Below are 21684 nucleotides of genomic sequence, written 5' to 3' on the forward strand. Positions count from 1 at the left end.
CGCGTGCGGCATTCGTCGCATTGTCGGCTTGTTGAAAGTTTGCGCTACACTTCGCGGCGCTGGGTCCAACGTCGTACCGCAACACCCGCGCCGAGAGGGGCGCAACCATGGAGCGTTATTCACGGAGAAGCCGGTTGCTGCCGGCTTGCGTGAGCGTTGGCTTTTTCCTGGCTCTCTGCTTGTCGTTCGGTGTCGTCGGTGCCCGCGGCGGCCCGGCCGACGATCCGATCTTCGCCGACGGTTTCGAACCTCGGCCGCCGTGCCTGCCGGGCGTGCCGGACGCCGACGGCGACAACCTCATCGATCTCGCCTGCGCGACGCCGTTCGTGCCGCCCGATCCGGCGGCCGTCGCGACGCCGATCGACCCGACCGTCGCGACCGACTTCCACGAGGCGACGCGATTCCTGTACGCGGGACCCGAACCGGTCCAGCGCGGCGTGGCGCCCGACGCGATCAGAAGCTGGCGCGCGGCGGTGCTGCGCGGTCGCGTGCTCGACGGCGACGGCGCGCCGCTGCCCGGCGTGCTCGTGCGCGTGCTCGACCGGCCGGAACTCGGCTACACGTATACGCGCGCCGACGGCATGTACGACCTCGCGGTCAACGGCGGCGGCGAGCTCACCGTCGATCTGCGCAAGCAGGGCTATCTGCGGGCGCAGCGCGCCGAACGCGCGCCGTGGAAGGACTGGCGCGTGATGCCCGATACGCGCATGGTCGCGCTCGACGACGCCGTGACCACGATCGGCCTGACGCCGACGAGCGACGTGCAGGTGCACCGCGCGAATCTCGTCGCCGACGCCGACGGCGCGCGCCGCGCGACGGTGATCTTTCCCGCCGGCGTCACGGGCGAACTCGTCGCCGCCGACGGCACGCGCCGGCCGCTGTCGACGATCCGCTTCCGCGCGACGGAATACACGGTCGGCCCCGAAGGCCCGCAGCGCATGCCCGCGAGCCTGCCGGCCAGCGCCGGCTACACGTACGCGGTGGAACTCGGCGCCGACGAAGCCGTCGCGCAGGACGCGCGTTCGGTCGAGTTCGACCGGCCGATCGTCCTGTATTTCGAAAATTATCTCAATTTTTCGACGGGTAGCCGCATCCCGCTCGGCTACTACGATTTCCGGCGCGGCTCGTGGCTGCCGGCGCCGAACGGGCGCGTCGTCAGGATCGTCGGCAACGTCGGCGCGCTGGCGTTGCTCGACATCGACGGCAGCGGCACGCCGGCCGACGACGCCGCGCTGACCGCGCTCGGCGTCACCGCCGGCGAGCGCGCGAAGCTCGCGCAGATCTATCCGGTCGGGCAGGTGCTCTGGCGCAGCGCGATGACGCATCTGACGCCGTGGGACTGCAACTATCCGTACGGGCCGGACCCGAATCCCGATCCGCCGCAGCCGCCCGAACCGCCGGACGATCCGCCGTATCCGGACGATCCGCCGACCGATCCGACCGACCCCGGCCCGCCGACCGATCCCGACGGCGACGACGATCCGGCCGAGACGGACGAGGCCGAAGACACCGACGAATCCGACTGCGAAACCGGCAGCGTCATCGACTGCACGAACGCGCGGCTCGGCGAATCGGTGCCGATTCCCGGCACGCCGGTACTGCTCACGTATCGCAGCGACCGCGTGCCCGGCGGCACGCCGGAAAGCTTCAGTGTGCGCATGCGCCTTTCCGGCGCCGCGGTGCCGCGGCAGGTGCGCAGCATCGAAAGCGAAATCTGCGTCGGCGGGCAGTGCTTCCGCGAAAGCGAAGCGCCGGCGCCGAACCGCTTCCGCAACTTCGCCTGGAACGGGCTCGACGCCTACGGCCGGCAGTGGCAGGGCAGCGCCGCGATGACCGCGCGCATCGGCTACGCGTATGGACTCGTCTATCAGGCGACGAGCGATGCGTTCGAGGCGTCCTGGGCCGGGCTGTCCGGCGTCGCGGCGATCGAGCGCGGTACCGGCACGGCCACGCTGTGGAGCCGATACGCGGGCCAGACGACGATCACGCAGCCGGGGCGTTCGGTCGGCGCGTGGAGCGCCGCGGGGCTCGGCCTCGGCGGGTGGTCGATCTCGCTGCATCACGTGTTCGATCCGCAGACGCGCACGCTGTACTACGGCGACGGCACGCGCCGCCGCATCGGCATGGTCGGCGACGGCGGCGCGACGATCGTCGAGCCGTTTTCGAGCCGCGTTTCGGCGAACCACGATCCGTTCGCGCTCGACGCCGACGGCACCGCGTTCCAGCTCGAGACGTTTCCGCGGCGCGACGCGCCGAACGGCTCGATCGGCCGGCAACTGGTCTATGCGCATCCGCCGGGTTCCGACACGTCGATCGAGCTGGCGCAAAGCTGCCCGCCCGACGACGACAACCACATGCGCTGCGCGCCCGGCTCGACGCCGGTTTGGCGCACCGTGCACCGTCTGGTCGCCGACGACCGTTCGCGCGTGATCCTCATTGCCGATACGGGTGTGTTTCGCGTGAACGGCGGCGGCGCGATCGAAGCGCTGCTGCCCGCGGAACTCGCCGGCCGCGACTGCACGATCGACCGGCTCGCGGCGTGGTTCGAGCGCCGCCTGTACTTCGCCTGCGTCGACAGTGCGGAAAAGACGCGCCTCTTCACGCTGTGGCCGGACGGGCAGGTCACGCTGCTCGCCGGCGGCGGCAGCGATGCCGGCGCCGACGTCGCGGCGTCCGCGGCGCAGTTCGAGCGGTTCGGCGCGCTGGCGATCGGACCGGACGGCACGCTGTTCGCGACCGAGCCCGGCGCGAACCGCATCCGGCGCATCGGCACCGACGGCCGCGTGACGATCGCGGCCGGCAACGGCACTGCGGGGTTCACGCCCGACGGCGCGACCGCCGCGGGCGCGGCGATCGGCGACGTCATGGCCATCGCGGTGTCGCACGAGGGCACGCTGCTGTTCGCCGAGTCGCCGCGCATTCGGGAAATCGCCAAGAATGGACAATTGCGCACCGTCGTCGGCGGCGGCGACGGCTATCCGTCGCGCGAGACGCAGAGCCTGGGTCGCGCCTTGTCGGTGCAGGCGAGGTCGATCGAATCGCTGCCCGACGGCAGCATCGTGTTCGACGACTGGGCCGGCGGCGTGCTGCGCTCGTCGCATTCGTCGTTCCGCCTCGACGGCCCGGAAGCGGCGATCACGATCGCCTCGCAGGACGCGCGCGAGCTGTACGTGTTCGACCGCAACGGACGGCACCTGCAGACGCGCGACGCGATCACCGGCGCCGTGCGCTACGCGTTCCGCTACGACCCCGCGGGCCGGCTCGTCGAGATCGAGGACGGCGACGGCAACGTGACGCGCATCGTGCGCAACGCGGCCGGCGTCGCGACCGCGATCGTCGGCCCGTACGGCACCGCGACGACGCTCACGATCAACGCGGCGGGTTATCTCGAAGCGATCGATCCGCCGCTGGTGGATCCGTGGCGCATGACCTACAAGCCCGGCTACGCGGGGCTGCTGCAGACGTTCACCGATCCGCGCGGCTACGCGAGCGCGTTCGAATGGACGCTGCTCGGACGGCTTTCGAAGGACACCGACGCCGAAGGCGGCTACCAGGAACTCGTCAGCTACGCGTGGGATTCGCAGCGCGCGCGGGAAAGCAGCTACGAGAGCGCGCTCGGGCGCAAGGGCGTGAGTTATCGGCGTCGCGCGCCGGGCGGCGACGCGTATCGCACGTCGGCGCGCAGCGACGGCCTCGAACGCCATCTGTTGAGCGCGCGCAACGCCTCGCAGGCGGTCTACGACCTGCGCACGGGCATGTTCGCGAACACGCGGTTCAACGCCGATCCGCGCTACGGTTTCCAGGCGCCGGTCGCCGGCGAAACCGGGGTTGCCTGGGGGACGTCGGTCGGCGTCGAGCGCCGCTCGCGCTACGTGCAGACCGGCGGCGACGGCACGTACGACGTGACCGAAACGCGCGAGATCGACACGCGCGTCTTCGCGCGCGCCTACACCGCGGCCGACCGCACCTGGACCTTCACGACGCCGATGGGACGCGAGATGCGCATCGTCGTCGACGCGCAGTCGCGGCCGTTGCGGCGCGAGATCGCGGGCGTGGCGCCGGTCGAATACGCGTACGACGGGCGCGGACGCCTCACCGGCGTCGCGCAGGGGCAGGGCGCGCTGCGTCGGAAATGGAGCTACACGTACGACGCGAACGGCTATCTCGCGTCGGTCGAAGATCCGCTCGAGCGCGTCGTCGAATTCGAGAGCGACGCGATCGGGCGCCGTCGCGTGCAGCGCCTGCCGGGCGCGCGCGCCATCGCGCTCGACTACGACGCGAACGGCAATCTCACCGGCGTGCAGCCGCCGGGTCGTCCGGTTCACGGGTTTACTTATAACAAAGTGAACACGATGACCGCGTACCGGCCGCCGGCGATCGCCGGCGGCGCGGTCGACCGCACGTACACGCCGAACCTCGACCGGCAGCTCGCGGGCATCGCCGATCCGGACGGCCGGACGATCGGCGTCGGCTACATCGCGAGCCGCACGCAGCCGCAGACGCTGACGCTGCCCGGCGCGGCGCGCACGTTCGGCTATACGTTCAACGGCCTCGCCGCGACGATCGACTCGACGAGCGAGCCGTCGCTGGCGTTCGAGTGGGACGGCCCGTTCTACGCGGGCTACACGACGTCGGGCGCGATCGCCGGCCGCGTGCAGCTCCTGCGCGGCGCCGTCGCGAGCGCGCCGGGGCAGTTCTGGTTGAACGGTATCCGCACGACGGCGGGCGGCGACGTGCACGACGTGTCGTACGACTACGATCGCGACGGGCTCATGCTGGGCGCGACGTTCGACGCCGGCACGCCGGTCGCGCTGTCGCTCGCGCGCGATCCGGCCAACGGCCTGTTGCGCGGCACGCAGATCGGCCTCGTCGCCGACACGCGCGGCTACGACACGTTCGGCGAACTCGACGACTATGCCGCGACTTTCGACGGCGACCCGCTGCTGCACGCCGCGTACACGTTCGACAAGCTCGGCCGCGTCGTCGCGCGCACCGAGACCATCGCCGGCGCGACGCACGTCACCGCGTACACGTACGACGTCGCGAGCCGCCTCGACACCGTCACCGTCGACGGCGTGCTGCAGGCCGACTACGACTACGACGCCAATTCGAACCGCCGCACGGCGACGACGCCCGCGGGCGCGACGAACGCGACGTTCGACGACCAGGACCGCCTCGCGACCTGGGGTGCGCAGACGTTCGAGTACAACCGCAGCGGCCAGCTCGCGGCGCGGCGCGACGGCGACGACGTCACGCGCTACGACTACGACGCGCTCGGCAACCTGCGGCACGTCGACCTGCCCGACGGCACCGACGTCGACTACGTGATCGACGGCCTGAACCGGCGCGTCGGACGCAAGGTCGACGGCGCGCTCGTGCAGGGCTTCCTCTACGTCAACCAGCTCAAGCCCGCGGCGGAACTCGACGGGGCCGGAAACATCGTCGCGAGCTTCGTCTACGCCGACCGCCAGTACGCGCCGAGCTTCATGGTCAAGGCCGGCCGCGCGTACCGCATCGTCGCCGATCGTCTCGGCAGCCCGCGCCTCGTCGTCGACGTCGAGACCGGCGCGATCGCGCAGCGCATGGACTACGATGCGTGGGGCAACGTCACGCTCGACACGAACCCGGGCTTCCAGCCGTTCGGCTTCGCCGGCGGTCTGTACGACCGGGCAACGAAGCTCACGCGCTTCGGCGCGCGCGACTACGACGCGACAACGGGCCGCTGGACCGCGAAGGACCCGGTCGGCTTCGGCGGCGGGCAGGTGAACCTGTACGCCTACGCCGGCAACGATCCGGTGAACCTCTTCGATCCCGGCGGTTACCGCCTGTCGTGGAACCAGGTCGCGAACATCGTGTTCAACGAGACGCGTTCGCTCGACGGCCCCGGCATCGACCAGGCGCGCAAGGACGTCGCGCACGCCGTCATCAACGGCGACGAGCAGTTCGGCAACGCGCGCCCGCAGACCTCGACGACGCGCGCACGCGTGCCGCGCGAGGAGCGCGACGTGTACGAACAGTGCAAGAGCGCGACCATCGACGCGTTCATCGACGAGTACATGGGCATCGACCCGACGAACGATGCGACGCATTTCAACATGCGCCGCAACGACAGCCGCAAGCCGTTCCAGGGGCACGAGATCGAGACGCAGAACGGCCCGTTCGAAAACAGCTACCCGACGCCCGATCTGCCGGGCACCGGCATCTACCTCAACACGTACCGCTAGGAGGCCTCATGCTCACCGCGTTCGCCATCGCCGCCTGGGCCGCTTCGGCCGACGAGACGCGGCTGTTCCGCGAAACCGTCGCCCGTCAGTCGCACGTGCTCGTCGCCCAATGCCGCGCGGCGGACCGGCGGCGCGCGCTCGTCTATCTCGCCGACGGCGGCGCGCTGTATGCCGAACTCGAGTCGGCGGACGCGGTCGCGCTGCTCGCCGACCTCGCGTTCGACGCGAACGGGCAGCGCAGCTTCGAGACGAACGGCGGCGTGGAAACGTATACGAAGGTCGGCGCGCGCATCGACGCGATGCTGCGTCTGCCGGCGCGCTTCGTGCGGCCGGCGCAGCTCGCGGACGCGCTGTCGGAAAAGATCGACGCCTGCCGGTGAACCGGGCGCGCGGCGGTCGCGGCGCGACCGGCGCAAAGACCCCGTATCGACGACACACACCGCCTGACGACAGGCGGTGCGCTTCTTGGCTTCGTTCTAGCGGCCGCGACCCCGAACCGGACCGCCGATCTTCGGCGGCACGAACTTCGGATTGATCTTCGGATTGACGATCTTCGGCGGCAGCTTGGCGAGCTTGGCCGGCGGGAGCTTGGCCAGTTTCGCCGGCGGCAGCTTCGCGAGTTTCGCCGGCGGCAGCTTCGCGAGCTTGGCGATCTTCGGCGGGAGCTTGGTCAGTTTCGGCAGCTTCGGGGGCAGCTTCGTCAGCTTCGCAAGCTTGGGCGGCAGTTTCGCGAGCTTCGCCGGCGGCAGCTTTGCCAGCTTCGCCGGCGGCAGCTTCGCGAGTTTGGCGGGTGGGAGTTTGGCGAGCTTCGCGGGCGGCAGTTTCGCGAGCTTCGCCGGCGGCAGCTTCGCGAGTTTCGGCAACTTCGGTCCTGCGGGCATGTCGGTGGCCTCCTTGGTAGGTCCGTTGCGACGACGAACCGCGAGGCGAGATCGGTGCATTGCATAAGCGTCGCCCCACGATCGACAATCACTGTAGGCCCATCTATTTGGGGAGTCAACCGCATTGTGGACTTGTCAAGGGGCGGCTCGGCGATGAGAACGAAGGCGAGGGAACGCGCGATCGGACGCGGCATGGGCTTCATCGTCGCGCTGGTCGAGACCGACGGCTGCCTCGACTACCTCGGTAGTGGTCTTTTGTACTTTTGCAGATCGCTGGCGACGACGTCGCCCGACCGGCACCTGCGCACGCAGGCGCGGCAGATCGGACGCGTCGCGTTCGCGCACTGGCAGTCGACGATGTGGGGCGACACGGCCGACCCGGACGCCGCCTGGTGGGTGGCCGAACTCGTGCGCGGCTACGCGGCCGGCGAAGACCTCGGCGTGCGTTCGCCGTCGATGAAGCGCTGGCTCGCGTCGGCGGTCGTGCGCTTCGACGTCGACGACTTCCTGCTGTTCGACCCGCGCCGCGAAGCGCCGCCCGCGGGCTGCACCGACGAGTGCGACTGCGGCACGCGCAGCCCGCGCGGCCGCGGCGTCTGCGTCAATCGCGCGTGCCGAGCGCCGCTTACGCGCATGAGCCGCTACCGCCTGTGGTGCAACGCGTTCACCGGCGCCTACTGCGCCGAGCGCTACGGCGTGCCGTTTCGCGCACGCTATCGCGACGTCGTGCGCTGGCTGCCGCAGATGCGGCCGTACCGCATCGACGGACGCAGTTCGACCGCGACGTTCTACGACATCGCCTACACGATCACGCACCTCGTCTACACGTTGAACGACTACGGCCTGTACCGGCTGGAACCGGCGTGGCTGCCGTGGGAGTACGAATTCCTGCGCACGTACATCGACACCGCGATCGCCTGCGACGACCCCGACCTCGTCGGCGAGTTCCTCGACGCGCTGCGCGCGTTCGGGCAGCCGGAAGACGACGCGGCCGTCGCGCGCGGCTACGACTACGTGCTCGGCGCGCAGAACGCGGACGGCAGCTGGGGCGTCTGGGACGCCGACACGCTGTACACCGGCTTTCACGCGACGTGGGCCGCGATCGACGGCCTGCGCGAGTTCGCGTGGCAGGGCCCCGCGCTGTTCTGGCCCGACCTCAAACCGTCGCTCGAGCGCTGGGCGCGCATCGACTACGCGCCGTCGGCGAACGTGCCGACCGAGAAAACCCGGAGACGCCGTTGAGCGCGCGCGCGCCGCTGCGGTTTCGCGCCGACCGGCGCTATCCGGTGACGCTCGCGCGGCAGGACGACATCGCCGATACGCACGACGTCTGCTCGCACTGCGTGTCCGGCGCCTGCTGCACGACCGAGGGCGCGATCGCGCTGACGCCGTTCGACGTGCTGCGGCTGGCGGCGTTCTTCGACGTGTCGCCGGGCAACTTTCTGGAAAAGTTCACGCAGGACCGCTTCGTCGATCCGGCCGGCGACGCGCGCTATACGACGTGGATCGAGGCGCAGGACTCGAGCATCGTCACGTTCCTGCGCCGCCGCTCGCTCGCCGCGGCGAGTCCCTGCGTGTTCCTCAAGTACGCGCACGACGCCGACGGCACGCCGCGGCGCGTCTGCAGCGTGCATCCGGCGCGGCCGCTCGCGTGCCGCGAGTACTACTACGACCACTGCCGCCGGCGCAGCACCGGCGAGACGGCGATCGTCCTCACCGACGGCTACGAGGCGATCCGCGACGGCGCGCTGACGCTCGATGCGGTCGACGCCGAACTCGCCGCGCTCGGCGCCGCGGCGCCGGACGACGGTTTCGCGACGCGCTGGCGGCGCGCGTTCTGGACCGAGATGCGCCGCGCGCTGCGCTGGGGCGACGCGAACGCCGAAGGCGCGGCCGATCCGGAACTCGCGGCGCTGCAGGACCCGCTCGACGCGAAGCTCGACCGCGTGCTGTCGTCGCAGCATCTGCGCTTCGAGGAAAAATACGGCCCGGTGCCGCATAGCGAACAATTGCATACGTATAACGCGGGGCGTTCGTTCCGCGACGCCGACGATCGCGCCCGGCTGCTGCGCATCGTCGCCACGCCGCCGACGCGCGGGCTGTATCCGGTCGACGCCGACTACGACTATCACATCGGGCTGCGCGGGCTGCTGCCCGGCGCCGCGCTTCCGCAGCGCTTCGGCAGGGTCGAGGCCGCGAAGCCCGATGCGCAAACGCAGGCGATCGCGCGCGGCTGGACGTTCCTGCTCGGCCTTGCCAGCCTGTCGGAGCGCAACGACGGACTGATGGAACTCGAACCGCGCGCGGAACTCGAGCGCGAACTCCTCGAGGCCATGCTGCGATTTCCGCGTGCGCCGCAGCGGCGCGTCGGCGTCGCGCTGCCGGCGCTCGCGCAGCGCTGGCTCGTGCGGGTCGTCGCGCTCGCGCTGGCGGAGGAGCACGCAAGTCTCGCCGCGCGCCGGCCGCGCGTCGACGACATCGTCGCGCTCTGCGCACGCGCGCAGCGCTTCGACGTCGCGACCGCGCCGAAGGAGCTCGCCGGCGTCGTCGACGCCGTGCGCGCGTACGCGGCGGCGCGATGGCCGCGCGGACGCATCGATGCCGAACTCGCGCTTTGGCGTGCGGGCCGGCGCGGGCCTGCGCGTCTGCAGCGGCTGACGGCGTTCGCATGGACCGCGTCGGCTCGCCGCTCAAGTGCGATCGCGACGGCGATCGTCGACGGCTTCGGCGGACGACCCTCGACGGCCGCGCGGCGGTTGTCGCTGCTCGACGCGTTCGTGCGCGCCGCGCCGCGACTCGCCGACGGCGTGCGGCTCCGGCTGGCGGCCATCGCGCGCGATGCGGCCGCGGTACTCGACGCGGCGGACGCCTGGCCGCCGGCGCTGCGGCGCGACCGGCCGGGCCTGTCGTTGCGGCTCGGTCTGCCGCTGCCGCGCGGCGCGCTCGCCGACGCGCTGGCGGAGCAGGCCGACGACGGCAGCTGGAACGCCGATCCGCCGCTCGCCGAACTGCCGGACTGGCAGGATCGCTACGTCCTGGCTATCGTGCAGGCCGGCGCAGCCGCGCTCGACATCCTGCAAGCCGTGGAGAACCGCGATGACTGATCACACCGGGCAATATCCGATCCGCCACGAACCCGACGCGCGCCGTTTCGTCGTCGTCGTCGACGGGCACGAGTGCGAACTCGTCTATCGCCTCGCCGGCGGCGTGATGAAGATCGTGCACACGGGCGTGCCGTCGGCCGTCGGCGGACGCGGCATCGCGGGCGAGCTCGTGCGCGCCGCGTACGACGCCGCGCGCGCGCAGGGCTGGAAGGTGATTCCGGCGTGCAGCTATGCCGCGGTGTGGGTCGAGCGGCATCCGGAATACGCCGATCTGGCGGGTTGAACGAAACCCGGAGGTGCGAGATGGGTACCCGCAATCCGAAAGTCGACGCGTACATCGCCAAGTCGGCCGAGTTCGCGCGGCCGATCCTCGAGCACCTGCGCGAGATCGTGCACGCGGCTTGTCCGGAAGTGGAAGAAGAGATAAAGTGGAGTTCGCCGCATTTCATGTATCGCGGCATGCTGTGCGGCATGGCCGCGTTCAAGCAGCACTGCGCGTTCGGCTTCTGGAAGGCCGCGCTCGTGGTGCCCGACGACAGGAACGACGAGGCGATGGGCAATTTCGGCTGCATCGCGACGGTCAAGGACCTGCCGCCGCGCCGCACGATCGAGGGCTACATCAAGAAGGCGATGAAGCTCAACGAAGACGACGTGAAGCCGGTGCGGCCGAAAAGCGGCGCGCCGAAGCCGCCGGTGGAACTGCCGGACGATCTGGCCGTCGCGCTGAAAAAGAACAAGAAGGCCGGGGCGACGTACGAGGCCTTCAGCCCCAGCGCGCGTCGCGAGTACGTCGAGTGGATCACCGAGGCCAAGCGCGAGGAAACGCGCGCCAAGCGCGTGGCGCAGGCCGTCGAGTGGATGGCCGAGGGCAAGCAGCGCAACTGGAAGTATCAGAACTGCTGACGCGGCGCGCGGCATGAAAAATCGTCGAAGGCGGCCGGCGCCGCCGTGTCGCGCGCCATCACGCGCCAATGGCCGCCGTCGCGCGCCAGGCGCAGCGGCAGCAGCTGCGGCTTGCCGTCGGCATCGGTGCGCCTGAGCACGATGTCGAAGCCGTTCGCGTCGTGCCAGCCCTTCGCGTCGGCGACGACGCGCGAACCCGCGACGCGCGCGCGGCACGCGAGCGCAAGGCTCGGACCTTGCGCGTCGAGGTCGGCGATCGCGACGGCCGCGGGCGCATTGAGGCTGTTGAGCACCGCGATGCGGCCGCCGCCGGGCGACAGCGCGGCGACGTCGCCGCCGTTGTGCACGAACGCGACCTTGCCGTTGTCGGCGCCGATCAGGAACGCGCCCGGCGAGTCATGCGCGAAGTCGATCGCGACGTGCAGCAGTCCGGTGTTCGCGATGCGACCGAGAAAGCGATGGCGCGCGCCGTCGCCGTCGGCGCTGCGCGTGGCCTTGATCGCGTAGTCGACGAAGCGCAGCGGCGTGCCGTTCGGCGGCGCGATGCGCAGCGTGCCGCCGTCGCGCGTGACGAGTCCGTGCTCGGCGTCGATCAGGCGCGCTTCGGCTTGCGCGGCGCAGCGCGCGTCGTCGGCGCAATGCAGTGCGTCGCTCGCGAACGGCAGCGACGGATCGCCTTCGGCAAGCGCCGGAGCGGCGAGGATCGCGGCCTCCGCGTCGGGTGCGAGCGCGACGATCGGAACGTCCGCGGTGTCGAGTTCGCGCACGCGCGACGACAGATCGACGACGCGCGGACTGTCGAAGCGCAGGCCGTCGTCCGGCGGCGCGGCGACGGACGATGCGGCGAAGGCAAGCGCGAAGAAGGCGTGGCGGGCTGGTTTCATCGGCGTTCCGCGCAGGTCGTATCGATGTCGCAACGTGTTCGCGTGCACGAAGCGAACACGCGGCGACGCTATAGGGACGACGGCGACTTTGTGCCAAAGTAGGCGCCGTCGCAATGTGTTCCAGCCGGCCCGTTACAGCGGAGGCGCCATGGAATCGAACGGGGGAAGGTGTCCGTGCCTCGCGCGGTTGGTCATGCGCGGGTTGATGGCAGTCGCGATCCTCTTGCCGTTCGTGTCGTATTGCGCCGCACCCGATGGCGCGCCGCCGAGGCTCGTCGACGGCACGCGCATCGAACGCAGCATGCCCGGCGATGCGCAGGACCGTCTGATCGTCGACGCGTCGCGCGGCGCGCTGGTGGTGATCGTCGAGCAGATCGGCGCGGACCTCGTCCTGCGTTGCGACAACGAAGCGCATGCGCGCAACTCGGCGACCGGCCGCTGGGGACCCGAAGTCGTCGTCGTTGAAAAGGCGTGCGACCTGTCGGTGCGCGCGCGCAGCGTCGGCATGCCGAGGATCGTCTATCGCGTCCGTGCGTTCGGGTTCGACAGCGCCGAAGGACGGCGCTTGCCGCCGCGTATCTGGAGATTGTGGTCGCAGGGACACTACGACAGCGGAACCGAAGACACCAAGGGCCATACGGCCGCGTTGGAAAAACTGCGTCAGGTCGAACGCGCGGTTGCGGCGCGCGGAAGCAGCGACGATCGGCGCTATCTGCAATACGGCAACGCGCACATGCTGCGTCGCATGGGCAGGTATGCCGAAGCCATCGCGGCATACGATGCGCTGACGAAAGGGTTGGACGCGAAGCGGCATTCGGTCTGGTTCGCGCGCGCGAGCAACGGCAAGGGATTGGCGCTGCGCGAACTCGACCGGTTCGAAGACGCCGATCGCGCGTTTGCCGACGCGGTGCGTTACGGGGCGGACCGCAAGGACGCGTACGAATGGGTTTCGGCGCGGAACAACCGCTGTCTGATACTGCACCACTACGGCCGGCTGGCCGAGGCGCGTGACTGCTACATCGCCGTGATTCCGCTCTACCGCGAGGCCGCGCCGAACCAGGTCGCCGTACCGATGCTCAACCTCGCGGCCGCCGCCGACACGCTCGGCGAGCCGGCGCTCGCGCTGAAGAACTATCGTGCAGCGCTCGAGTTGCGGCGTGCCGGCACGGATCGCAGCAGTCTCGCCATCGTGCTGCTCAACCTCGCGAACCATGAAGCACAGACAGGCGCGTGGCCCGACGCGCTCAAGCACAGCCTGGAAGCGCAGCGCATCTTCGAAGCGCTCGGCGATCGACCGCGGACGACCAACGCGTTGCGGCTGCGCGGCTGGATCTATCGCGAGTTGGGTGAGGCGAGCCGTGGGCGCGAATACTACGAAGCCGCCTTGCGCGTCGCACAGGAGAGCAACGACCGCAACGCGATCGCGATGGCGAAGTCGGGGGTCGCGCGCAGCGATCCCGACGATGGCGCGGCCGCGGCGGCGCATCGCGAGGCGATCGCCTATTTCGTTGAAACACGGCAGTCCGGGTTTGCGAGCCAGGAATGGCTGATGCTCGCCGAGCGGCTAGATGCGATGAATGCAGGCACTGCACGCGACGAGGCGTTGGCGGCCTGCGAAGCTTTGCTGCAAGCCAATGGCAATCGCCCGTACCGCGCGCATGCCGCGATGTTGCGTGGCCGCGTCGCGCTGCGCGAAGGCCGGCTCGACGAGGCGCAGGCGCGTGCTGAAGCGGCGATTGCGCTGCGCCGGCAGACGCGTGAGCCGGACGGTCTTGCCGATGCGCGTCTGCTCAAAGCACGCGTCGAGCGCCGACGCGGACGCGCCGATGCGGCCTTCGCCGAGATCGTGCGCGGGCTCGACGAACTACAGCGCGCCGAGCGCTTGCCGGGCAGCCCGATTCTCGCCGCCAATCTCTACGACCGCCGGATCGATCTGCTCGACGAGGCGACCGACATGCTGCTCGGCAGTGATGCGGCCAGCGAAGCCGATGTGGAGAGGGCGTGGACGCTGAAGTGGAAGTACTCGCGCATACCCGAAGCGGTGTCGCCCGCGCCGGCTGCAGCGGACGAGCGCGAGCTGGTCGACGAACTGCGCGCGAAAGTGATGCTGTTGTCCGGTTCGCGGGCGCCAGGATTCGTGAGTTCGTCCAAGCCATATACGTCCGAACAACTCGCCGAGATCGCAACACGCGTCGACGCCATCGAGTCGCAGCTCGACGCGCGGCGTGCTGTCGCCGCCGTCGGCGTTGTCGCGCCGCCGCTCGGTCTCGCTGCCGTTCGCGCGGCGCTTCGGCCCGGCGAGGCGTTCATCGCGATCAACCTCGGCGCGCGCACGAGCGGCGCCTGGGTCGTTACGACCGACGCCGTGCGCTGGGTTTCGCTGCCGACCCGCGCCGACGTGATTCGCGCGACGCGGAACGTGGTCGAACGCCAGGGCAAGGCGGAGTTCGATGTCCTGTCGCGACAGTTGTCGCCGCTTGCCGTCGCGACGGCATCGGCGCGACGCCTGCTGATCCTGCCTGATGGCCCCTCGAACCTCGTTCCGTTTGCCGGCTTGGCCGACCGTGACGGCAAGTACTGGGTCGAGCGCGGCGCGATCGTGTTGCTCGCCGCGCCGCCGGCGTCGACAGCGCCGTTGCGACCGAGCGCGCTCGCGCCGAAGTTTCCGGTGGTCGTCTGGGGCGGCGGCGCGTCCGGGGAACCGGCGCTCGTGCAGAGCAGTGTGCGGGTGTATCGCTCCGGCGCCGACATGGCCGAGCTGCCGGCGGTCGCCGTCGAAATCGGCCTCGTCACACGCGTGCTCGGCGAACGGCGCGTGAGGCTCGGCGACCCGCGCGCGATTGCTGCGCCCGAGACGGACCGATGGATGTTGCACGTCGCCGGGCACGGTCTGGCGAGTAGCGAGCATCCATACGCAGCGGCGCTTGCGCTGCCAAGCGAAGACGGATTCACGTTCATGAGCGCGCCGTCGCTCGCGCTCGGCGCCCGGCCGCCGAGCGTCGTGTTCGTCAACGTGTGCGAGGGCTTCTCGGGACGCCTGTTCGAATCGCAGCCGCCGTCGTCGTTCGCGCGCCGGTTTCTCGAAGCCGGTGCGAACGTCGTCGTCGCGGCGTCGTGGCCGATCGAAGACAGTCGCGCGGCACGCTTCGCCGCGCTCCTCTACACCGAACTCGAACGCGATCCGTCCGACGTCGCCGACGCGCTCGCGCGTGCGCAACGCACCGCGCTGCGGCACGGTGGTCTGCGCGAGCTGCGCAACTGGAGCGGGTATTCGGTGATTCGTTCGGACGGGTGAGAGATTCGGTCTTCTCAATGCAATGGATCATCGCAGCGCAGTGCTGCGAACATTTGATGAGGAGATACGACGATGGCGAATATTCTGGGCGAGTGGCCGGTCAAGACGCACGTGCCGGTGCCGGGGCTTTTTATGTATCCGCTGATCCAGGCCGGCCACAAGGTCGTTATCAAGGACGAGCATGGCCAGCTATATTTCGAAGCGTACTCGAGCGTAAACCCCACGACGCCCTATTTTCGAATCAAGGTCGAGTACAGCGGTTCCACCGGGGCAGTCCAAGGGAAAGAACGGTACATGCCCACCGGCGTCGAGTATTCGGTGACGGCGTACATCAAGGAATTCGGCGACTACGCGTACATCCTTGGGTACGCGCAAACCCACACGACCGCGGAAGACAGTGGCGGGCAGTGGGACGGCAATCGCCCGAAGTAACCGCATCGCACATCGTACCCTCTCGCATCCCCGTTCCGGATGAAGCCCGCCATGATTCACTACCCGCCTGAAAAAAATTACTGCGTCAACATTCTCGCGATCTTCGAAAAGAATGTCGGCGATGGCGAATGGTCTTTCAATCACCTGCTCGACGCCGTGAGAAACTGGCGTGGCTTCGGATATCGCTTCGTCGTACGCGAGCACGTGCGTTTGAAAGACAAGCCGATCACCGAAGAACTCGTCGAAGACGTCGACGAAATGTGGTTCTTCGGTACGGCGTTGTGCAACAAGCCGGAAAACAGCCTCCCACTAAGCGATGACGAAGTTGCCGTCATCAACGCACGAATGATCGTCGGCGTTGGCGTATTCGCCACGGGCGACCATGAGCAGATCGGTGCGTGCCTGTGCGAACGGATTCCACGCGTCGACAGGATGAGGGTCTGGCGAGGTGCCGATGCGCCTCGCCAGATGCCGCCGGATTCGTACAACTCGAACCTGCGTTCGCCATATCGCGATGTGATCGACTACAAGCTCACCACGATGTACGGGGACGTGGAAACTGACGACAGCGACACTTCCGCGAAGCAGATTTGGACAACCCGCGACGACGCATCGGGCACGGCGCACGAACTGTTCCAGCTCGGCTATGTGGGAACCGAAAAACAATGGGTAAGGTTCCTGCCGGATCACATGCACGAGGGGCGGCTTCGCGACTATTCCGCAACCGACGATCCGGCGATTTTCAGTCAAACCTACCCTGGTGCGCCGCTTCCGCGCATCGTCGCGTACGCGAATCGCATGAGTTTCAGCATGGGACGCAAAGGACGGTCCCTTGAATATCCGGTGGTTTCCGTCTACGAGTCCGAGAACTGCGAGGGCAATATCGTCGTCGATTCGACGTTCCATCACTGGACCGATTCGAACGCGCTGCGCCTGCGTTTTTCGCCGACGTGGCTGCACGTCGAGCAGTTTGCGATCAACGTCGCGAACTGGCTGCTGGGTTGGAGAGGGCGCGACAAGGTAAAAAAGGGAATTATTGAGTATATCGCAACAACGAGCGAGCAGAGGAAGAGATTGATCGAAGATGAGGCGATTGAAGAGGTCGCTGACGACATCGGTAAGGTGGCCAACTATATGAGCCGGCAATTGGGCGAGCATCGAATTGTCGTCGATGCGCTGGAGCGAATTCTGTACGGGAACGTACTAAGCGCGAAGAACAGGAAGAACGAGATGGAACTTGACACACGCATTCGCGCAGGATGGCCACAGTTGAAGGGCGCGAACCTCAAGGATCTGCGCGAGACCGGCAAGTTGCCGAGCGTCATACTCGGACTGACCTTCGCAGGCCAGGCACTTCCGGAATAGCGGGAGCGGTGCGGCTGTTTCGGACGATCGAACGGAGCTGCCGCCGCAAGTGCGACTGTGGATTTCCCGTCGCCACTGTATCGAGCCTCTCAACGAACGACGCGAACACGTCGCGTTCGCGCAGCGCGCACTTGCGCGATCGGCCTCCAACGCGCGATTGTGCCAAAGTAGGCAAAGCGCGCGAACGGCGACCACCAGCGGGTCGCCCGAGACGGGGGTCGGATGGCGCAGAAGGAAACGATACGGCTCGCCGCGCGAGCCGCCTGGGTCGTCATTCTCGCGACGGCGTGCGCCGCCGTGCACGCCGATGTGCCGCGGCTCGCGGACGGCGGCACTCTCGAACGCACGATATCGACCGGCGTCGACGATCGCATCGCGATCGACGCGAACGCGGGCCCGCTCGTCGTCGTCGTCGCGCAGAACGGCGTCGACCTGTCGCTGCAGGTCGACGGCGACGCGCACGTGCGCAACGCGCCGACGGGACGCTGGGGCGACGAGCTCGCGATCGTCGAACGCGATGCGGAAATCGTCGTGCGCACGCGCGCCACCGGCGTCGCGAACGCGCGCTATCGCGTTCGCGCGTTCGCGCTCGGCGGCGCGGAAGGCCGCCGCCTGCCCGCGCCGGTCTGGCGGCTGTGGGCGCAGGCGTACTACGACGCGGGCGTCGATGCCGTCGCGGGCTATCCGGAAGCGGCCGGCCGCTTGCGCGGCGTCGAGGCCGCGCTGGCCGCGAGTGCCGACGGCGGCGGCGAATCGCTGCGCGAAGTGCGGCTCGGCATCGCCAATCTGCTGCGCCGCGCGATGAAGCACGACGAGGCCATCGCGGCGTACGACGCGATGCTCGCGACGCTCGACGAACGCGAACAGCCGCAATGGGTCATGCGCGCGAGCAACGGCAAAGGCTTGTCGTTGCGCGAGAAAGCGATCTATCCGGAGGCCGACGCGGCGTTCGCGCGCTCGGAGGCGATCGGCGACGCCGGGCACGATCCGTTCGAATGGGTCTCGGCGCGCAACAACCGCTGTCTGATCAAGCAGCATCTCGGCCACCTCGCGGCGGCGCGCGACTGTTATCGCGACGTCATTCCGGCGTACCGCAAGGTCGCGCCGGAACAGGTCGCCGTGCCGCTGCTGAATCTCGCTGCCGCTGCTGCGGCGCTCGGCGAGCCGGAAACCGCGCTGCCGAACTTTCACGAAGCGCTGGCGCTGCGCCGCGCCGGCACCGATCGCGTGAGCCTCGGCGTCGTGCTGACGAACCTCGCGGTGTTCGAGGCGCGCACCGGCGCATGGCCCGAGGCGCTCGCCCACAGTCTCGAGGCGCAGAACGTGTTCGAGTCGATCGGCAATACCGCGCGTCTGGCCGGCGTGCTGCTCGTGCGCGGCTGGATCTACGAAAATCTGCACGAATCGTCGCGTGCCCGCGAATACTTCAACCGCTCGCTGGCGCTGGCGAACAAGACCGGCGACAAGGGCGCGATCGCCGCGGCGCGGTCGGTGCTCGCGGGCAGCGAGACCGACGATGCGCTCGCCGCCGCGGCGCATCGCGACGTCATCGACTGGTACGCGCAAACCGGCCAGTCGGAGTGGGAGATCGACGAGCGGCTGGAGCTCGCGCGTCGCCTCGACGCGCTCGGCGACGCCGCGGGGCGTACGGCGGAACTGGCGAAGATCGATGCGCTGCTGGCTGACGGTGCGAGCCGCGTGCAGCGCGCGCGGGCCGCAATGCTGCGCGCGACGGTGGCGCAGCGCGAGGGCCGCGACGCCGACGCGCTCGTGCTGGTCGATCAGGCGATCGCGCTGCGCGTGCAGGCGCGCCAGCCCGACGGAGTCGCCGCGGCGCGGCTGGCAAAAGCGCGTATCGAGCGGCGCGCGGGCCGTGCCGACGCGGCGCTCGCCGAACTCGAGCGCGCGCTCGCCGAACTGCGGCACGCCGAGCGGTTGCCGGGCAGCCCCGTGCTGGCCGCGAACCTGCTCGATCGCCGCGGCGAACTGATCGACGAGGCGACCGATCTCGTGCTCGGTCCGGAGCCCGGCACCGCGGCCATCGAACGCGCCTGGGCGCTGCGCGGCAGGTTCGCGTCGTCGCCGGCCGCGTTCGCGCCGGTCGACGCGGCGCAACGCGAACTGCTCGCCGAACTGCGCGCGAAGGTGATGGTGCTGGCCGGCGCGTCGTCGCCGCGCGTGGCAGCGGCCGCGAAGCCTCAGGACGCCGACGAGCAGGCCGCGGTGGCGCGCCGCATCGAGGCGATCGAATCGGAACTCGACGCGCGCGCCGCGCAGGAACGGCGCGCCGCTTCGCGCACGGCGTTGTCGCTGCCGGCGCTCGCGGCGGCGCTCAAGCCGGGCGAGGCGTTCGCGGCGCTCGCGCTCGGCGAACGGCGCAGCGGCGCATTCGTCGTCGCGCCCGACGGTTATCGCTGGGTGACGCTGCCGCGCCGCGGCGTGCTCGACGCGGCGACGGTCGAGTCGGTCTCGCGGCCCGACGCGTCGACGCTCGCACCGCTGTCGCAGGCGCTCGTTCCGCTCGCGCAGGCGCTCGGTTCCGCGCGCCGCGCGATCATCGTGCCGGACGGCGCGTCGCATCTCGTGCCGTTTGCGGCGCTGCGCGACGGCGACGGCCGCTACTGGGTCGAACGCCGCAGCGTCACGCTGCTGTCCGAGCCGCCGTCGCTGCCGGCGCAGCTGCGACCGCTCGCCGTCTCGGCGGGGTATCCGGTCGTCGTGTGGGGTTCAGGCCGCACCGCCTCCGGCCGCATCGTCGCCGATCGGGCGGTGTTTCGCTCGGGCGCGAAGCTCGCGCCGCTGCCGGGCGCGTCGATCGAGCTCGCGCTGATCGAAACCGCGCTCGGCGAATCGCGCGTGAGCCTCGGCGATTCGTACGCGCGCGTCGTCGCGCCGAACGCGGCGAACTGGGTGCTGCACGTGGCGGCGCACGGCATCGCCAGCGCGGCGCATCCGCAGGCCTCGGCGCTCGCGCTGCCCGACGCCGACGGCGGCGCGTTCACGCTGCTCGGCGGCGGCGAAGTAGATTTGGGTAAAATTCCGCCTCGTCTCGTTTTTTTGAACGCGTGCGAAGGCGCTGCCGGCCGCATGTTCCTGACGCAGGCGCCGTCGTCGCTCGCGAGCGATTTCCTGCGCGCCGGCGCCGATGCCGCGCTCGCCGCCGCGTGGCCGGTGGAAGACGCGCAGGCCGCGCGTTTCGCGCAGCTCGTGTACGCCGCGCTCGAGCAGCGCAGCGACGATGCGGCCGAGGCGCTCGCGCTCGCGCAGCGCACGGTGCTGACGCGCCGCCGCGGCGCGCCGCCGCGCGACTGGGGCGGCTATTCGCTACTCGTGCGACCGCGCTGACAGGCGCCGGTCGTCCGGCCAGCGCTTGCGCGCGAGGCGCAGCTGCGTTCGCGCGTCGCGCGCGAGACCGAGCGCGGCGAGCGCATCGATGCGCACGAGCGCCGACCGCGATGTCTCGTCGCGCGCCGGCAGCACGCCCAGCGCCTCGGCCGGCCGTTGCGCCTCGACGAGCCGGGCAGCGAGCGAGGCGCGCGCGGCCGCGGGTGCCTGCGCGTCGAGCGCGCGCAGATCGGCGAGCGCCGCATTGCGCTGCGCGTCGTCGACGTAGCGGGCGAACAGCGGATTGGCGCCGAGCGCGGCGTAACGACCCGCGCCGAGTTCGACCGCGCGCCACGCATCGTTCTGCGCGAACGCCGCCGCGAGGTATTGCAGCGCCAGCTGCGGCCGTTCGATCTCGATGGCGACGCGCGCCGCCTGCAGCCACGCGCGCGGCCAGGCCGGCGCCTTCGCGACCGCGCCGATCAGGAGATTCGCGGCGCGTTCGAACTCGCCGCGCCTGGCGGCCTGTCGCGCCGCGACGATGTCCTGCCGTGCGGCGTATTGCCCGTACAGCGAGGTCAGTGCCGCGATCGGATCGCTCGCGTGATCGACGCGCAGGTCGATATCGATCGGCCAGCCGTCGGTCGTGCGCACGAGGAGCGCGGCCGATTCGCGCCCGGTCGTCTGCCCGCCGGCGCGTTCGCCGGCAGCGAGCGATGCGAGCAGGCGTTCGGCGAGCGGGCCGCGCGCGGCGAGAAACGCCGACTCCATCGCGGCGATCACTTGCGGGCCGGCGAGGCCGTTGCCCTGCACGCTGTAGCCCGCGCCGCCGCGCGACCCGGCCCACGGCGACGCCGCGACGTCGCGGCCGGTATGCACGGCGCTCGTACCGTCGACGCGCACGAGCGCCACCTGACGGGCTTGGATCGTCTCGCCGTCGAAATCGCCGTCGTCGGCGAGGATGCGCGCGAGCGCGTCGGCCGGCGTCGCGCCGGCCGCCATCAGCGCGAGCGCCTGCGGGCCGTAGTGCGGGTTCGTCTCGAACTGCGACACGAGCGCGCCGACGCCGGCCTGCGCGGCCGGCACGCTCGCGCCGACGGCGAGGTTGTTCGTCTGCACCGCGACGCCGCAGGCGCGTGTCGCGGCGTCGCAGGCGACGATCGAGTAGGTCGCGTGCGCCGGTGCGGCGGCGGCGAGCAACAGCGGCAACCATCGGCGCAAGGCGGGCATCGGGCGACTCCGTTCGGGAATCGCGCTTCGATGCCGTCCGCG

13 protein-coding genes are annotated in these 21684 nt (G+C 70.0%); 10 read left to right on the forward strand and 3 right to left on the reverse strand.

All coding sequences use genetic code 11. The features are described 5' to 3' along the window. The first annotated feature begins 179 nt into the window (after positions 1-179). Together OD750_RS10715 and OD750_RS10720 are read left to right on the forward strand one after the other, a co-directional pair. Entirely contained in the window at positions 180-6224 is a 6045-nt protein-coding gene (locus tag OD750_RS10715) for an RHS repeat-associated core domain-containing protein (protein ID WP_263544705.1), read from the forward strand. A gap of 8 nt (positions 6225-6232) precedes the next feature. Continuing rightward, entirely contained in the window at positions 6233-6604 is a 372-nt protein-coding gene (locus tag OD750_RS10720; protein WP_263544706.1) for a hypothetical protein, read from the forward strand. Positions 6605-6700: 96 nt separating this feature from the next. On the opposite strand, the gene OD750_RS10725 is transcribed toward OD750_RS10720, so the two are convergent. Then, a complete protein-coding gene (locus OD750_RS10725) occupies positions 6701-7105 on the reverse strand; it encodes a hypothetical protein (RefSeq protein WP_263544707.1) in 405 nt (134 codons plus the stop codon). Positions 7106-7258: 153 nt separating this feature from the next. Between OD750_RS10725 and OD750_RS10730 the strand changes: the two genes are divergently transcribed. Genes OD750_RS10730 through OD750_RS10745 form a run of 4 tightly spaced genes read left to right on the forward strand, consistent with a single transcriptional unit; the run spans position 7259 to position 11112 of the window. Then, complete coding sequence (locus OD750_RS10730) at positions 7259-8347, forward strand: DUF6895 family protein (RefSeq protein ID WP_263544708.1); 1089 nt, start codon at positions 7259-7261, stop codon at positions 8345-8347. After that, complete coding sequence (locus OD750_RS10735) at positions 8344-10209, forward strand: YkgJ family cysteine cluster protein (protein WP_263544709.1); 1866 nt, start codon at positions 8344-8346, stop codon at positions 10207-10209. Before OD750_RS10730 ends, OD750_RS10735 begins: the two co-directional genes overlap by 4 nt. Beyond that, positions 10202-10492: a GNAT family N-acetyltransferase gene (locus tag OD750_RS10740; RefSeq protein ID WP_263544710.1), complete on the forward strand. Its 291-nt coding sequence runs from the start codon at positions 10202-10204 to the stop codon at positions 10490-10492. The genes OD750_RS10735 and OD750_RS10740 overlap by 8 nt, the downstream gene beginning before the upstream one ends. Before the next feature lie 20 nt (positions 10493-10512). Then, positions 10513-11112 (forward strand): YdeI/OmpD-associated family protein, encoded by a 600-nt coding sequence (locus OD750_RS10745; RefSeq protein WP_263544711.1) that lies wholly within the window; start codon positions 10513-10515, stop codon positions 11110-11112. Here the strand turns inward: OD750_RS10745 and OD750_RS10750 are convergent. Continuing rightward, the gene (locus OD750_RS10750; RefSeq protein ID WP_263544712.1) at positions 11100-11996 is read right to left on the reverse strand and encodes a hypothetical protein; all 897 of its coding nucleotides are present in this window, start codon (positions 11994-11996) and stop codon (positions 11100-11102) included. The two genes, OD750_RS10745 and OD750_RS10750, sit on opposite strands and share 13 nt — an antisense overlap. Before the next feature lie 205 nt (positions 11997-12201). Between OD750_RS10750 and OD750_RS10755 the strand changes: the two genes are divergently transcribed. From OD750_RS10755 to OD750_RS10770, 4 genes are all read left to right on the forward strand, one after another. Then, positions 12202-15291 carry a CHAT domain-containing tetratricopeptide repeat protein gene (locus OD750_RS10755; protein WP_263544713.1) on the forward strand — a complete coding sequence of 1030 codons (3090 nt, stop codon included), beginning with the start codon at positions 12202-12204 and terminating at the stop codon, positions 15289-15291. Between the two features lie 72 nt (positions 15292-15363). Beyond that, positions 15364-15723, forward strand: a complete 360-nt coding sequence (locus OD750_RS10760; protein WP_263544714.1) for a hypothetical protein — start codon at positions 15364-15366, stop codon at positions 15721-15723. A 51-nt stretch (positions 15724-15774) separates the two neighbouring features. After that, positions 15775-17088 (forward strand): hypothetical protein, encoded by a 1314-nt coding sequence (locus OD750_RS10765; protein ID WP_263544715.1) that lies wholly within the window; start codon positions 15775-15777, stop codon positions 17086-17088. A gap of 222 nt (positions 17089-17310) precedes the next feature. Beyond that, positions 17311-20433 carry a CHAT domain-containing protein gene (locus OD750_RS10770; protein WP_263544716.1) on the forward strand — a complete coding sequence of 1041 codons (3123 nt, stop codon included), beginning with the start codon at positions 17311-17313 and terminating at the stop codon, positions 20431-20433. Here the strand turns inward: OD750_RS10770 and OD750_RS10775 are convergent. Further along, positions 20413-21642, reverse strand: coding sequence for a DUF1028 domain-containing protein (locus tag OD750_RS10775; protein ID WP_263544717.1), 1230 nt, complete (start codon positions 21640-21642; stop codon positions 20413-20415). The genes OD750_RS10770 and OD750_RS10775 overlap by 21 nt on opposite strands. Positions 21643-21684 lie beyond the last annotated feature (42 nt).

The sequence above is a fragment of the Tahibacter soli genome, assembly GCF_025717065.2.
Classification (GTDB): domain Bacteria; phylum Pseudomonadota; class Gammaproteobacteria; order Xanthomonadales; family Rhodanobacteraceae; genus Tahibacter; species Tahibacter soli.

What these genes read in the sequence shown, in the direction of transcription:
- OD750_RS10720 (WP_263544706.1), top strand. Translation starts at nt 6,233, where the DNA reads ATGCTCACCGCGTTCGCCATCGCCGCCTGGGCCGCTTCGGCCGACGAG.
- OD750_RS10725 (WP_263544707.1), bottom strand. Translation starts at nt 7,105, where the DNA reads ATGCCCGCAGGACCGAAGTTGCCGAAACTCGCGAAGCTGCCGCCGGCG.
- OD750_RS10730 (WP_263544708.1), top strand. Translation starts at nt 7,259, where the DNA reads ATGAGAACGAAGGCGAGGGAACGCGCGATCGGACGCGGCATGGGCTTC.
- OD750_RS10740 (WP_263544710.1), top strand. Translation starts at nt 10,202, where the DNA reads ATGACTGATCACACCGGGCAATATCCGATCCGCCACGAACCCGACGCG.
- OD750_RS10745 (WP_263544711.1), top strand. Translation starts at nt 10,513, where the DNA reads ATGGGTACCCGCAATCCGAAAGTCGACGCGTACATCGCCAAGTCGGCC.
- OD750_RS10750 (WP_263544712.1), bottom strand. Translation starts at nt 11,996, where the DNA reads ATGAAACCAGCCCGCCACGCCTTCTTCGCGCTTGCCTTCGCCGCATCG.
- OD750_RS10755 (WP_263544713.1), top strand. Translation starts at nt 12,202, where the DNA reads ATGGCAGTCGCGATCCTCTTGCCGTTCGTGTCGTATTGCGCCGCACCC.
- OD750_RS10760 (WP_263544714.1), top strand. Translation starts at nt 15,364, where the DNA reads ATGGCGAATATTCTGGGCGAGTGGCCGGTCAAGACGCACGTGCCGGTG.
- OD750_RS10765 (WP_263544715.1), top strand. Translation starts at nt 15,775, where the DNA reads ATGATTCACTACCCGCCTGAAAAAAATTACTGCGTCAACATTCTCGCG.
- OD750_RS10770 (WP_263544716.1), top strand. Translation starts at nt 17,311, where the DNA reads ATGGCGCAGAAGGAAACGATACGGCTCGCCGCGCGAGCCGCCTGGGTC.
- OD750_RS10775 (WP_263544717.1), bottom strand. Translation starts at nt 21,642, where the DNA reads ATGCCCGCCTTGCGCCGATGGTTGCCGCTGTTGCTCGCCGCCGCCGCA.